Genomic DNA, 14,155 nt, shown 5'->3' with positions numbered 1-14,155 from the left:
ACCGCTATTGGACGCACTGTGCGAATGTCAGGGGGACCAGCGGTGACAGGGCGGTAACCATGGGCGAAAACGGTAGCGTGCGGACCTTCGACCGTGCGGATCGAGCCCGATATCGCGAAAAGCTCCGCCGCTGCCTCCGGGTCTTCGCCGAGCTGCTACCGGACTCCCGGTTCGACGTGGATCGGCCGACGACCGGGCTGGAGATCGAGCTCAACCTGATCGACGACGAGTCGCGGCCCGCGATGCGCAACGCCGCCGTGCTGGCCGCGGTGGCTGACCCAGACTTCCAGACCGAGCTGGGTCAGTTCAACCTGGAGATCAACGTAACTCCACTGCAGCTCGCCGGCACCGGGGCATCGGAGTTCGAGCAGACGCTGCGTGAGCGCCTCAACGCCGCCGACACCCGGGCCCGCACCACCGGCGCCCGTCTCGTCATGATCGGAGTCTTGCCGACGCTACGGCCCGAACACCTCACCTCGGCCGCGCTCTCCGCGAACCCCCGTTTCGAACTGCTCAACGAGCAGATCTTCGCTGCACGGGGCGAAGATCTGCGAATCGCCATCAACGGCGTGGAGCGACTGGCGATCAGCGCGGACACCATCACTCCAGAGGCGGCCTGCACCAGCGCTCAGTTCCACCTCCAGGCCAGCCCCGCCCAGTTCGCCGACTACTGGAACGCGGCGCAGGCGATCGCCGGCGTGCAGGTGGCGCTGGGTGCCAACGCACCGCTGTTCTTCGGCCGGGAGCTATGGCAGGAGACGCGGATCCCGCTATTCGAACAGGCGACCGACACCCGCGCAGAGGAAATCAAGGCACAGGGCGTCCGTCCCCGGGTGTGGTTCGGGGAACGCTGGATAGCCACCGCCCTCGACCTCTTCGAGGAGAACGTCCGCTACTTCCCCGCGCTGCTGCCGGTCTGCGACCCGGAGGACCCAGCCGACGCGATCGCGACTGGTGCCATGCCGCAGCTGGCCGAGCTCCGCCTGCACAACGGCACCATCTACCGGTGGAACCGGCCGAGATACGACGTCGTAGCGGGCCAGCCGCAGTTACGGCTGGAGAACCGCGTGCTGCCGGCCGGGCCCACCGTGGTGGACACCGTCGCCAACGGGGCGTTCTTCTTCGGCCTCGTCCGTGCGCTGGCGGAGAGTGACCGCCCGCTGTGGTCGCAGATGTCCTTCAACGCCGCCGAGGAGAACTTCACCACCTGCGCCCGGCACGGCATCGACGCGCAGGTCTTCTGGCCGGGCCTCGGCTACCTATCCGTCACCGAGTTGGTGCTCCGCCGATTACTACCGCTGGCCCACCACGGGCTGGACCGCTGGGGAATGGACCCGACCGAGCGGGATCGGCTGCTCGGCATCATCGAGCAGCGCTGCCTCACCGGCCGCAACGGGGCGAGCTGGCAAGTCGCCACCCTGAACCGGCTCGAGTCCGCTGACCGCCTGGGCCGGCCCGAGGCGCTACGCGAGGTGGTCCGCCACTACGTGGACCTGATGCACAGCAATCGACCGGCCCACGAGTGGCCCATTCCCTGACCCGCCGGTCGAATTCGGATTGCCGGCCGGTGCCCGAGCTGCGACCGTCTGCGCAAGCCGCGGCCGACACTGCACAGTGACCGTCCGCCCCTGACGCCGATGGAGACAGTCGGCATGCGGTACGTCCGCATGTACTTCCCGGTCTGGGATGACGCGCTGCCGGGGTCCGAGGAGGGAGAGGTCGAGTACGAGCTGACCCGAGAGATGTGGGGAGCACGGCGGGGGTAAGCGGGTCGTGGATAAGGACTAGGTACTCTCGGGCAGCACCCGCCGTGCCGCTCGGTTGTCGCCGGCCAGAGGTAGGCGCAGCGAGGAGGCACTGAGCACGTGGCGAGAACAATCAGGGTCAGCACCCGAAACGCGACCTTCCAGCAATGGCAGGCCCTGCTGACCAATCGCACCAAACGCCAGCGTGCGGGGGAATTCGTGGTCCAGGGGGTTCGGCCCATCACCCTCGCCGTCGAGCACGATTGGCAGGTCCGTGCCCTGCTCTATCCCGACGGGCAGAACCTCTCCCGATGGAGTCGAGACCTGCTGGACCGGGTCGGCGGGGCCAGCCGGGTAGCGGTGTCGCCGGAGCTGTTGGGTGAGCTCGGGGGCAAGGACGAGGAGCCGCCAGAGTTACTTGCGGTGGTTGGGCTCCCCGAGGACCGACTGCCGCGGATTCCCTGCACGGCCAACATGTTGGTGCTGGTCTTCGACCGACCGACCGCTCCCGGCAACATTGGTTCGCTGGTGCGCTCCGCGGACGCCTTCGGAGCCGCCGGCGTGGTCATCACCGGGCATGCGGCCGACCCCTACGACCCCAAGTCCGTGCGCGCGAGTACCGGTTCGATGTTCACCGTGCCCGTGGTACGCGTGCCGAGCCATCGTGCGGTGCTGGACTGGGCCGACTCGCTGCGCGCTACCCGCATCCCCATCGAGATCGTCGGCACCGACGAGGACGGCGAAGTGGAGATCGCCGCACACGACCTCACCGGACCGAAGATCATCGCGGTGGGGAACGAGACGCGCGGACTCAGCACGGCGTGGCGGCAGTCCTGCGACCGTACGGTCCGGATCCCGATCACCGGCGCCGCCAGCTCCCTGAACGCCGCCGCCGCGGCGACCGTCGTGTTGTACGAGGCCGCACGGCAACGAACAGTGTCGGCCGCCAGCGTGGAAGCTCAAGTACGTCCGTAGCGGCGGCCGACAAACTACCCCACCGACCTAGGCGCGTACCTGCGTGAGCCAGTCGGTGACGGAGCGTGGAGCGAGATCAAGCAACCGCTGGGCGCTGTTCTCCTCGGCGATGGTGTTCCCGGCCTGGGCGTTCAACAGCTCGTACAGACCCACCACGCCGGCGCTGGCACCGGCGCCGAAGAGCGGGGTGATGAGCTCGCCGAACGCGGCCGGAGTGATGGCCTCGTAGCGCACCTCCGCGCCCAGGTAGGCGGAGAATCCCGCGGCCAGGTCCGCCCCCGTCAACCCCGGCCGATGCCCGACGGCGACCGTACCGGTGGTAGCGGTCGCGTCAGTCAGGAGCCGGGTGACGACGTCCGCGACGTCCAGGTGGGAGCTCCACGACATGGAGAAGTTCTCCGGCAGCGGATAGCGCAGGATCCCCTCCGCACGTACGGGCCCCATGACGACGGGCAGTAGCAGATTTCCAGGTAGAGGCGCGGAGCGACGACCGCCGTCGGGACGCCACTCGCCTCGAGGTCGCGGATGAGCTGGACGACCGGAGTCTCCGGCGCGGCTTGCAGCGGCGTCCCCGGCTGGTCAACGATCTGACCGCTGGTGGAGATGACCACCCGGTGCGGTCGGGCCGCTGCGACTGCCGCGGCGACCGCTTTGGCATAGATTTCCAGATCGGTCGGGGCGCCCAACGGAAGGTGGACGAACACACCCTCCGCACCGGTGTAGGCCGCGGCCAACGAGTCGGCGTCCGCCAGGTTGACTGCGGTTGAGGCGAAGCCGTCCGGCACGGTGGTGGTGTCGCGGACCGCGGCGACTGCGGGCTGCCCCGCCGCCTGAAGAGCGGACAGAACAGGGAAACCCTGGGCGCCGGTGGCGCCGTGTACGAAATAAGACATCTCGCAATTAACGCATATGACTGTGCAGGCACGCCAGTTCGGGCAAGCCTCCGCCGGGCCCTCGGCCATATCGCCGGGCCCTCGGCCACATCAGCGGGTGCCGGGAACCCCGGACACCCGCGAACCGCCGGCAGTCACTGACACCAACGTGTCAACGACTGCCGGCCGGTTGAGTTGGCGAGTTCGCTCCGCTCAGCGCTGCTCGAGGTTGACGTAGTCGCGCTGCACGGCACCGGTGTAGATCTGCCGCGGACGGCCGATCTTCGTCTCCGGGTCATTGATCATCTCACGCCACTGGGCGATCCAGCCGGGGAGCCGGCCCAGCGCGAACAGCACCGTGAACATCTTCGTCGGGAAGCCCATGGCCTTGTAGATCAGGCCGGTGTAGAAGTCCACGTTCGGGTAGAGCCGGCGGGAGACGAAGAAGTCGTCGGCGAGCGCGATCTCCTCCAGCTCCATCGCGAGGTCCAGCATCGGATCCGAGTTGGACATCCGACCGAGCACGTCCTGGGCGGCCTTCTTCACGATGGTGGCCCGGGGGTCGTAGTTCTTGTAGACCCGGTGGCCGAAGCCCATCAGCTTCGCACCGGCCTGCCGGTCCTTGACCCGCCGCACGAAGGAGCGGACATCGCCACCGTCGGCGCGGATCGTCTCCAGCATCTCCAACACGGCCTGGTTCGCGCCGCCGTGCAGCGGACCGAAGAGGGCGTTCACACCGGCCGAGACCGAGGCGAAGAGGTTGGCGTTGCTGGAACCCACCAGCCGCACGGTCGAGGTGGAGCAGTTCTGCTCGTGGTCGGCGTGCAGGATGAACAGCATGTCCAGCACCCGAGCCATCACCGGGTCGACCTCGTACGGCTCGGCCGGCACGCCAAAGGTCATCCGGAGGAAATTCTCCACGTACCCGAGGGAGTTCTCCGGGTACAGCAGCGGCTGGCCGATCGACTTCTTGTAGGCGTACGAGGCGATGGTCGGCACCTTCGCCATCAGCCGGACCGTCGACATCTCCACATGCTCGTCGTCGAACGGGTCGAGGCTGTCCTGGTAGAAGGTGGAGATGGCGCTGACCGCCGAGGAGAGCACCGCCATCGGGTGCGCGTCCCGGGGGAAGCCGTCGAAGAACCGACGCATCTCCTCGTGCAGCAGCGAGTGCCGCCGGATCCGCTCGGTGAACTCGGTCAGCTGCTGCTGGGTGGGCAGCTCACCGTAGGTCAGCAGGTACGAGACCTCCAGAAAGGAGGACTTCTCCGCCAGCTGCTCGATCGGGTAGCCACGGTAGCGCAGGATCCCCGCGTCGCCGTCGATGTAGGTAATCGCGGACGAACAGGCGGCCGTGTTCACGAAACCAGGGTCGTAGGTCGTCATCCCGGTCTGCTTGAGCAGCTGGCTCACCCCGATGCCGGCGGGACCCTCGATCGCCGTGTTCACCGGCATCGACAGCTGCCCACCGGGGTGATCGAGCTTGACTTCCGTCATGTGCGTCCTCGCTTTGCCGACAGATCTTCTTCGTTGAATTTCCTTCGCTTTTACCGTATTCGCGCTTCCCAGGACACCGCCCGCGGTGGTTCGCTGTGAGGTATGCGTCACCCCTTTTCCCGGCCGACCGGCCAGGAAACGCCGACCGGTTGACCACCGTCAGGACAAGGAGTTCGCCCGGGGTAGGACAGGACGAGCGAAACCGTTCGACCACAGACACCGGATGAAATAACCACAAAACACTACAAATGGCCTGGCATGGAGGCGGGATGGGGGGCCGGGCCGGGCAACGGGCAACCACGGCCAGGCCGAGCCGACCAGCTACCAGTGACCGGGGGCGGGAGAGCAGAGTCGGTCAGGAGAGTGCGAGGTGGGTCAGTGTTTCATCGGGGGCGACGAGGAAGAGACCGAGCTGGTTCGTTCCGGACCGGAAGAGCTGATCGTCACCGATCAGAGCGGCAAATCGGCGCCCACCCTCATCCCGGCCAACCACCGGAACCACGACGGCGATCCGGTTGTTGATGGCCACCGCCAGCGGGGTGCCGTCGGGGACCTCGTCGGGCAGGTCACCCCAGACCAGCGCGGGCAGCATGCCCTGGTCCGGGTCCACCTCCCGGAAGGCAGCCAGGTTCTCGACCCGGGCCACCCCTTCCGTCGGCTGATCCGGCACCACGCTGCCGATCAGCGGGTGCGGCGCGGCGGGCGGCGCCGCGCTGGGTACGCCGCCGCCGATCGGGGTCGGCTGCGCGGGGCGGTCATAGAAGACCTTGTTCGCCTCCGCCCGGGGTGCCTCCCGCGCCGACCGGCCGTCAACCGCCCAGGGCAGCCGGATCGCCGCCTCGTCGGCGAGGGTGGGCAGCAGGTCAACGTGCTGCCAGTTCCGGTCATCGAGCCGCCCGGTGCGCTGCCCGGGGTATTTGACAAACAGCGGCACCCAGGCCACCTCGTCGGCGGCGACCTCGATCGCGCCCATCCCCCGCCCCTGCGCCCCCTTGGTGAAACTCACCCCGTGATCGGCGGTGACCACCAGCAGGGCGTCGTCGTAGAGTCCGGTGGCCCGCAGCCTACGCAGGGTCTCGCCGATCAGCCGGTCGGTGTAGCCGAGCTGGGCCAGATGCCGCTGACGGGCCAGCTCCACCCAGCCCTCCCCCTCGTTCGGGAAGTCCTCTGGTGCCGTATAACGCACCCCCGAGGGCAGGTACGCCCACGGCGAATGCGGCATCAGCAGATGCAGGAAGTGCAGGGTAGGCCGGTCAGACGGCTGGAGTCCGGCGAGGAAGCTACTGAACCGCGCCGGTTGGTTGTCGTTCAGCCGGTCCCAGCGAAACTTCGGATCCTCTGGTATCGGCTCGGCGGCGTCGATGCCCGCCTCGACGGCGGTCTGCTCCCGGTAAGAATCCGCCGGGTCAACCCGGCTCTCCGTCGGCGCGGATATCCGGGCTAGCAACTTCGCACTCTCCCGAGCCAGTACGCCCACCCCCTGCTCCCGACCCGGCGGCGTCTCGCAGCGGCTGGGCGGGCAGAGACGAGTGATGCTCTCCTCGGCGCGGATATCGTACAGGCCGCCGAAGGCAGTGAACAGGTTGTCCGGGTGCTGCGAATAGTGTGGAGCCGCCCCCGTGGCCGGGTAGCGGCCGGTCAACATCGCCGGCAACGCGTACGGCGTCCAACCGCTGACCCCCGTCGCGTTGCGGTACCAGGTCGAGCCAGCGGCCAGCTCCGCGAAGTGTGGAAACCGATCCGCGTCGATCTGACCGTCCGGGCCGAGCAGGGAGATCAACGGCAGCTCGTCGAGGATCAACAGGACCACCGGCGGGTGGCCACCAGTGCGGGCCAGCCCGACGGCGCCGCCGTCCCCGCGCGGCAACACCACCGTCGAGGTGGGCGACACGAGTAGGAACAGCGCAACGAAGACGGCTGGTCCGAGCGCCGCGACCCGTAGCACGCGGGCCGGGGCACGCCACCGCCGGTAGGCCACCGTCACCGCCAGCGCGACGACCAGCGCCAGCACCAGCAGCGGTACGCCCCGCAACGGTGTCGCGTGCCGTCCAACCTGCACGGCCAACGCGGTAACCAGTAGACCCACGAGCAGCGTGTGGGTCAGCTCCCGGGCGGCACGGCCGGCCAGCCGCGACGTCGCCGCGAGCGCGCCGACCGCAACGGTCGGCACGAGCGCGACCAGCACGACCAACTGCACGATCTCACCCCGGCTGGCCCGGTGGAAGAGGAAGAAGTCCGGACTCCGGCCGAGCACATCCAGTAACGGCTGAGTAACCGCCAGCCCGAGCAGAGCGGAGAGCTCCAGCAGCCGAACGCCCTCCGCTCTCCAGCCACGCCGCGGCGCACCGTCCGATTCCTCCGCTGTCTCAGCTCGTCGGTCAGCGACGCCGTTGACGCCCTCGGATCGATCTGGTGTGGGCGCGACGCCCGAATCAGCCACTCAGGACCACCCGGTACAGGGTTCGACTACCCGACGGCAGGTGGAGACGCTCCTCGAGGTGGCCGTGGGCAGCGAGCAGCCGCTCGAACTCGTCCCGGCGGTAGCGGGGGAAAGTGTTCTCCGGCTTGTTGGCCAGCAGCCGGCGGGCCATCGGATCCTCCGGGTGCACGAACTCCACCACCAGCCGGGTGCCCGGCCGGCCGAAACCGGCCAGCCACGCGACCACCTCCGGCAACGGGACGTTGCGCCCCACCGCGAGGTGGTGGACCACCGCCAGGGCGAGGACGACATCAGCCCGTGCCCGATCGCCGAAGGAGGCCCGCTCAACCCCCCGCCAACCACCGCCGGGGGACGGGTCGGCCAGATCCATTACCAGCGGTAGGACCCGCTGCTCCCCCTCGGCCCGCAGCTCCCGGTACAGCCGGTCAACCACCCCGGGGTCCTGTTCGACGGCGATAACGTGCTCGGCGTGGCGAGCGGCCAGGCGGGCGTATCGGCCGTCGTTGGCCCCGAGGTCGAGCGCCAGCCGGGTCGGGGGCCCGGCGGTCAGCGAAGCGACGACGAAGCGCTCCTTGGCGGCCCGGTCCTCGGCGGTGTAACCGCAGGTGCGCTGGTAGTCGATCCAGTGACTGGCGGGCGGCGGACGATCCAGCCGGCGGACGAGGCGTTGCAGACCACGTACCGTGGCGACGGCGAGCTCCCGGGAGTAGCCGGCGTCGCGCAGCTGGTTGCGGACCTCGGCCGTGCTGGATCGGGCGTTGCGTCGCTGCATCGCGTCGTGCAGGTGGACGTGGGTCAGCACGCCGGGGCGAAACCGGCGACGGCCGGTGAAGAGACGGCGAATCTGGTCCGCCTCGATGCCGTCAACCTGGGCCCGCAGCAGCGGCTGAAAGTCCAGCCCCAGGTGGGCACCGAGGAGCAGCGGGTAGAGCAGGGTCTGGCAGAACTGGCGGTAGCCGGCCCAGGGTTCGCCGTCCCGGACCGGGGCGAACGAGCCGATGTCGATGAAGACTGGCTCGACGCCGCGCCACTGCAGGTTGTACGCCGAGCCGTCCTTGGTAGTGAAGCCCCCCGGCAGCGCTGCCTGGAGGATGTCCAGGTGCAGCAGGGCGGCGTCCCGCAGCATGCCGTGGGACCATTCGTACGGGTGGGAGACGAATGGGATGCGTTCGTGCCGGAGCACCGCGGCCCAGCCCGGCGGCGCCGGGCTGGTCTCGACAGTGTCGCAGACCTTGCCCTCGGCCAGCAGCGCCGCAAAGAAGTCGCTGCCGGCGAGGGCCCGCCAGTCAGCGGCGGCCCGCTCGTCTAACCCACGCAGCACGTCGTCGCCACGGTGGAAGACCCGGTTCGCGGGGTCCCGGAAGGACGCTGGCTCAGCCCGCAGGTCGGGGTACGCAGATGTCATGCCGGTCAGTGCCGGTCGGTGGGCTGCTTGCGGAACCGGTCCACCAAGCGTCGCCAGTAGAGCTTGCCGGCCACCGCGACACCAGCTACCCCGCCAACCACCGCCTGCACGATCAGGCTGCCCGATCCCGCGTCCAGGTAGGCCAGATGATCCACCGGCCACTCCTTCCGATCTCGACCCTCGGCACACCGAACCGGCCCACCGGGGAGGGTTTGTCCAATACGCTCGGGATGTATTCGGACACAGTACGCGCATGTCGGTGGCAATGCGGGCGATAACCACACCCTTGTTCCGATCTGGTGTGGTGCGATCTTTTGATCACCCGCCCCGCCGGTGGTGCATGGCGTAGCGGAGTAACACGAACCGCAACACCGTGGCGGCCAGATTCGCAGCGACCAGTACCACCAGCTCCACCGCTCGCGCCGGAGCCACCACCACGGCGTGCAGCAACGCGAGCGAGCCACTGGTCAGCGCCAGGCCGAGCCCGAAGGCCACCATGCCTTGCAGGTGGTGGCGACCGGCGTGCCACCGGCCGGTGATCCCGAAGGTCAGTCGCCGGTTCGCCGCCGTGTTGGCGACCGCAGTAATTAGCAGCGACAGCAGGTTTGCCGGTTGGGCGCCAAGGACCCCCCGGGCGGAGATATACAACAGCAGATAGGCCACCGTACTGGCCACCCCGACCAGGGCGAACCGGGCTAGCTGTCGGGGTAGCCCCGCCGGCACCCGGGCCGGCGGCGGCGCCAGCGGGGCGCGTCCGACCTGCTCTCGCAGCTGCCGCAGCGGTAGCGCGCCGGTGACCAGAGCCCGCCCGACGCGGCCGATGCCACGCAGGTCGGCCAGGGCAGTAGCTAGCACGTCCACCCGGCTGTCCGGATCATCCACCCAGTCCACCGGTACCTCGTGGATCCGCAGGCCGGCCCGCTGGGCGAGGACCAGCAACTCGGTGTCAAAGAACCACCCGGTGTCTCGTACCAGTGGCAGCAGCGGGGCCGCCACATCTGCTCGGATCGCCTTGAAGCCACATTGGGCATCGGAGAACCGAGCGGCGAGGGCACCCCGCAGCAGCAGGTTGTACCCGCGTGAGATCATCTCCCGCTTCGCGCCCCGGACCACCCGCGAGGCACGGGCGAGTCGGGTGCCGATGGCCAGGTCCGAATGGCCGGAGATGAGCGGCGCGACCAACGGCAGCAGCGCCGCCAGATCCGTGGACAGGTCAACATCCATATATACGAGCACCGGAGCGGGTGAGGCCGACCAGGCAGCCCGCAGTGCCCGCCCACGCCCCTTCGCCGCCAGATGCAGCACCTCGACGCCGGCCAGGTCGGTGGCGAGTGAGCGGGCCACGTCCAGCGTGCCGTCGACGCTGGCGTTGTCCGCGATCGTGATCCGGAACGAGTACGGGACATGCTCACGTAGGTGCGCGTGCAGCCGCCGCACGCAGGGCTCGAGGTCCGTCTCCTCGTTGTAGACGGGAATCACCACGTCCAGGACGGGTGCCGTGCCGGCTGACTGGGTCCACCCGACCGTCCGGGCCTCCGTAGTGTCGATCATGCGTCGGCCCCCCCGTTGCTCAGGTCGTAGATCGTGATTCCGTCCACGGTTCGCGCTTCGAACGTCTCCGCCACCCAGGCAGCGATCTCGGAGGAGGCGGAGCTGCCACCGTTGGCGCCCCGGAAGCCGCCCCCACCGATAAACCAGTGGATCCTTCCGTCGGCGACGTAGCGCTGGAACTCGGCGACGGTCGGGGAGGGGTCGGTGCCGTTGAACCCGCCGACGGGCAGCACCGGATCACCGGTGGCCAGCTGGTAGCCGGCGGCGTTGTTCGCCCCCACCGTGGCCGCCACCCAGGTGTAGCTGTCGCTGTCGAGCTCGAGTAGCTCGCGCAGTTGCGTGCTGGGAACGCGGGCACCCAGTAGCCCACCGTCGCCGCGCCCACCGCCACCGAGCGGCTGGCCGAGCTGACCGGGCCCACCCGGCTGACCAGATTGACTTGGCCGGCCAAGCTGACCCGGCTGTTGTGGCTGGCCCAGCTGACCCGGTTGGCGATCGTTGAGCGCCGCGCCGGGTTGCCGATCCGGCCTCTGCGGCAACTGCCCGGCCCGGGGAGGTTGCGCGCCACCGGGGGCACCAGAGCCGGGGGCGCCGGAACCGTCCCCCGGGCCACCCGGTCGGGTGCCGACACCGCCAGCCACCGCGGGGCCCGCGGTGGGGACCCCGCCATTGTGCGCCGTCGCGGCGGCGTGTACCGAGTACGCCATCGGACCGGCGAGGGCCGCCGCAGCGCCCAGGGCGAGTCCCGCCACCCCAACCGATCGGGACAGCCGAGGGGAGAGCGCCAGCAGCGCCGCCGCCACGAGGCCGCCCACCAGAACTGTGGTACGCAACCACGGATACCAGTCGGGGCTACGGCCCAGCAGCAGCCAGGACCATCCCGCGGTGACAGCCAGTGTCCCGGCCAGGACGGCGGTGGCAGCGTAGGGCTGCCGACGCCAGATGGCGCCGGGCGGAGCGGACCGCGCCCGCCACAGCAGCGTGACACCGATCCCGACCAGGGCACCGACCGCCGGCGCCAGGGCCACTGTGTAGTACTCGTGGAAGATCCCCGACATGAAACTGAAGATCGCGCCGGTGATCAATAGCCAGCCGCCCCAGAGCAGCAGCCCAGCGCGAGTCCGGTCGGTACGCGGAGCCCGGCCGGCCACCAGCAGGCCGACCACAAGCAGGATCAGCGCGGCGGGTAGGAGCCAAGCGATCTGCCCGCCAACCTGGTCGTCGAACATGCGCAGCAGTCCGGTCCCGTCACCGAACCCTCCTCCGCCGGGCCGCCCCACGCTGCCCTCCTCCCGGCCGGTGATGCGGCCGAGACCGTTGTAGCCGAGGGTCAACTCGAGGACACTGTTGGTCTGCGACCCCCCGATGTACGGGCGAGTGCCGGCAGGGACCAACTCGACGATGGCCACCCACCACCCCGCCGACAGCACGACCGCGAGGCCGGCCAGCAGGGTCTGGCGGATTCGCCGGCCGAGCCCGGTCGGCGCGGCCAGCAAATAGACGCCGGCGAGCACCGGTACCACCAAGAACGCCTGCAGCATCTTCGTGAGGAAGCCGAGCCCAACCAGCACGCCGGCGAGCACGAGCCATCGTGTGGCGGCCGTCTCGACCGCCCGTACGGTGGCGTAGGCGGCGGCTACCAGCAGCAGCACCAGCAGTGCGTCCGGGTTATTGAACCGGAACATCAGCGTGGCCACCGGCGTGACGGCGAGGACCGTACCAGCGATCAACCCTGCCGCTGGGCCGTGCCAGCGCCGTACCGTGGCGTAGAGCACCGCAACCGCGGCCACCCCGCACAGCGCCTGCGGCAGCAGTATCGCCCAGCTATTCAGGCCGAACAGCCGCACCGAGAGGGCCATCAGCCACAGCGCGGCGGGAGTCTTGTCAACGGTGATGGAGTTGGCGGCATCCGACGAGCCGTAGAAGAAGGCGGTCCAGTTCTGCGCACCGGCCTGTGCCGCCGCCGAGTAGTAGGCGTTCGCCCAGCCGGAGACGTCGAGCCCCCACAGGTAGAGCCCGGCGGTGGCGAGTAGTAGCCCGGCGAGGCAGGGACGGGCCCAGCGGGCCGACCGACGTGGCGTGGCGGTCGGCTCCGCCTCCGGTTCTGCCGACGGCGTTCGGGCGACGCTCACCGCCGGGGCGGCCGCCTGGGGCCCGTAGGTCGTCTCAGTTCTGTCCATGGCGGGAAGCCTGGTCGGCAGGGCTGCGCGACCCCCATGGGTTTGCTATGTCTCCGCTGTGGAATTCGGCAGCCGGACGGTGAACACAGTGCGGCCAGGCCGGCTGCGCACCGAGACCGTGCCGTGGTGGGCGTCCACCACAGCGGCGACGATGGCGAGCCCCAGCCCGGTGCTGCCCTGCGACCGGGAACGCGAACTGTCCGCGCGCGCGAAGCGCTCGAAGACTTCTGGCTGCAGCTCCGCGGGGATACCCGGGCCGTCGTCGGCGACCCGGAGCACCGCCGCGTCCGGCTCGACGGCGAGGCTGGTGGTGACGGTGGTACCGGCAGGGGTGTGCACCCGGGCGTTGGCCAGGAGGTTGGCCATCACCTGGTGCAGCCGGGCCGCGTCACCGGGCACGGCGATCTGCTGCTCGGGCAGGTCGAGTTGCCAGCGGTGCTCGGGCCCAGCTACATGCGCGTCACCGACCGCGTCCACGACCAGCACGGAGAGATCCACCGGCGCGACGGCGAGCGGGCGACCCGAGTCGAGCCGGGCGAGCAGCAACAGATCCTCCACCAGACCGGTCATCCGGGTGCTCTCGGACTCAACGCGGCGCAGGGCATGCGCCACGTCGGGCGGTACCTGGTCCCGGCCTCGCCGGGCCACCTCCGCGTACCCGCGGATGGCCGCCAGCGGGGTGCGCAGTTCGTGACTCGCGTCGGCGACGAATTGACGCACCCGCGTCTCACTGGCCTGCCGCGCGGCGAGCGCGGCAGCGACGTGCCCGAGCATCCGGTTGAGCGCGGCACCGACCTGGCCTATCTCGGTACGGGTATCGGTGTCAGCGGCCGGCACCCGCACCGGCAGCGTCACCTCGCCTCGGTCCAGCGGGAGTTCGCTGACCCGGCTTGCGGTGGCCGCGACCCGCCGTAGCGGACGCAGGGTGCGCCGGACCATCAGCGCGCCGGTGGTACCCGCGATGATGAGCCCGCTGCCTGCGATTCCGGCCTGCGCGACGACCATCCACATCACCGTCTCCTGCACCTCGGCGAGGGGGAGGGCGAATGCGGTCACCCGACCGTCGTCCCACTGCCGGGCGATCGCCCGGTAGTCGCCCAGGTCGCCCAGGTCCACGGTGCGCGGCTCGGCGGCACCCGGTACCAGCGTGCCCAACGCCGCCACCTCCTCCGGCGCGATGTTCTGCCCACCGTTGTCCCGGGTCTCGGTCTGGATGCGGGCCTCGACGACCCGGCCGTCCCGCAGGTTCGCGAGGACGGATCCCGTTTCCATGCCGGCCGGAATCTTCAGGTCCTGCCACTCGCGCCGCTCGGGGGGTGGGGGAAAGACACGCGGCCCGGCATCGGGCAGAAGCTGCCCGTCGATCCGGTCGGTCAGGACCTCCCGCAAGGCGACGGTGGTGATACCACCGATGCCGACGCTGACCAAGGCCAGCAGGGTAACCAGGATGACCACCAGCCGGGTCCAGAGCGACCAACCGGCCAGCCACC

At 69.7% G+C, this 14,155-nt stretch carries 9 protein-coding genes and 2 pseudogenes; 3 read left to right on the top strand and 8 right to left on the bottom strand.

The window, feature by feature from the left end; all coding sequences use genetic code 11:
* Nucleotides 1-59: 59 nt before the first annotated feature.
* From B116_RS0121905 to B116_RS0121895, 3 genes and pseudogenes are all read left to right on the top strand, one after another.
* The gene (locus B116_RS0121905) at nt 60-1,538 is read left to right on the top strand and encodes a glutamate--cysteine ligase family protein (RefSeq protein WP_027661325.1); all 1,479 of its coding nucleotides are present in this window, start codon (nt 60-62) and stop codon (nt 1,536-1,538) included.
* A 99-nt stretch (nt 1,539-1,637) separates the two neighbouring features.
* Nucleotides 1,638-1,766: pseudogene (locus B116_RS27075) on the top strand (GNAT family N-acetyltransferase); the annotation flags it as partial.
* A gap of 99 nt (nt 1,767-1,865) precedes the next feature.
* Entirely contained in the window at nt 1,866-2,720 is an 855-nt protein-coding gene (locus B116_RS0121895; protein ID WP_027661324.1) for a TrmH family RNA methyltransferase, read from the top strand.
* A gap of 27 nt (nt 2,721-2,747) precedes the next feature.
* Here B116_RS0121895 and B116_RS25710 read toward each other — a convergent pair.
* From B116_RS25710 to B116_RS0121855, 8 genes and pseudogenes are all read right to left on the bottom strand, one after another.
* Nucleotides 2,748-3,613, bottom strand: a pseudogene (locus B116_RS25710) (SDR family oxidoreductase).
* A 192-nt stretch (nt 3,614-3,805) separates the two neighbouring features.
* Nucleotides 3,806-5,089, bottom strand: coding sequence for a citrate synthase (locus B116_RS0121885; protein WP_018723465.1), 1,284 nt, complete (start codon nt 5,087-5,089; stop codon nt 3,806-3,808).
* Nucleotides 5,090-5,444: 355 nt separating this feature from the next.
* Entirely contained in the window at nt 5,445-7,529 is a 2,085-nt protein-coding gene (locus B116_RS0121880; protein WP_027661323.1) for a sulfatase-like hydrolase/transferase, read from the bottom strand.
* Entirely contained in the window at nt 7,522-8,934 is a 1,413-nt protein-coding gene (locus B116_RS0121875) for a class I SAM-dependent methyltransferase (RefSeq protein WP_027661322.1), read from the bottom strand. Before B116_RS0121875 ends, B116_RS0121880 begins: the two co-directional genes overlap by 8 nt.
* A gap of 5 nt (nt 8,935-8,939) precedes the next feature.
* A complete protein-coding gene (locus B116_RS27960) occupies nt 8,940-9,089 on the bottom strand; it encodes a hypothetical protein (protein ID WP_188116061.1) in 150 nt (49 codons plus the stop codon).
* A gap of 163 nt (nt 9,090-9,252) precedes the next feature.
* Complete coding sequence (locus tag B116_RS0121865) at nt 9,253-10,485, bottom strand: glycosyltransferase (RefSeq protein WP_018723461.1); 1,233 nt, start codon at nt 10,483-10,485, stop codon at nt 9,253-9,255.
* A complete protein-coding gene (locus tag B116_RS0121860) occupies nt 10,482-12,665 on the bottom strand; it encodes a glycosyltransferase family 39 protein (protein WP_027661321.1) in 2,184 nt (727 codons plus the stop codon). Before B116_RS0121860 ends, B116_RS0121865 begins: the two co-directional genes overlap by 4 nt.
* A gap of 45 nt (nt 12,666-12,710) precedes the next feature.
* Nucleotides 12,711-14,150: a sensor histidine kinase gene (locus B116_RS0121855; RefSeq protein WP_026321942.1), complete on the bottom strand. Its 1,440-nt coding sequence runs from the start codon at nt 14,148-14,150 to the stop codon at nt 12,711-12,713.
* Between the last annotated feature and the right edge of the window lie 5 nt (nt 14,151-14,155).

Source organism: Salinispora fenicalii, from assembly GCF_000514815.1.
Classification (GTDB): Bacteria; Actinomycetota; Actinomycetes; order Mycobacteriales; family Micromonosporaceae; genus Micromonospora; species Micromonospora fenicalii.
The sequence above is the reverse complement of the archived record's forward strand: the minus strand, read 5'-3'. Positions and strand labels throughout refer to the sequence as shown.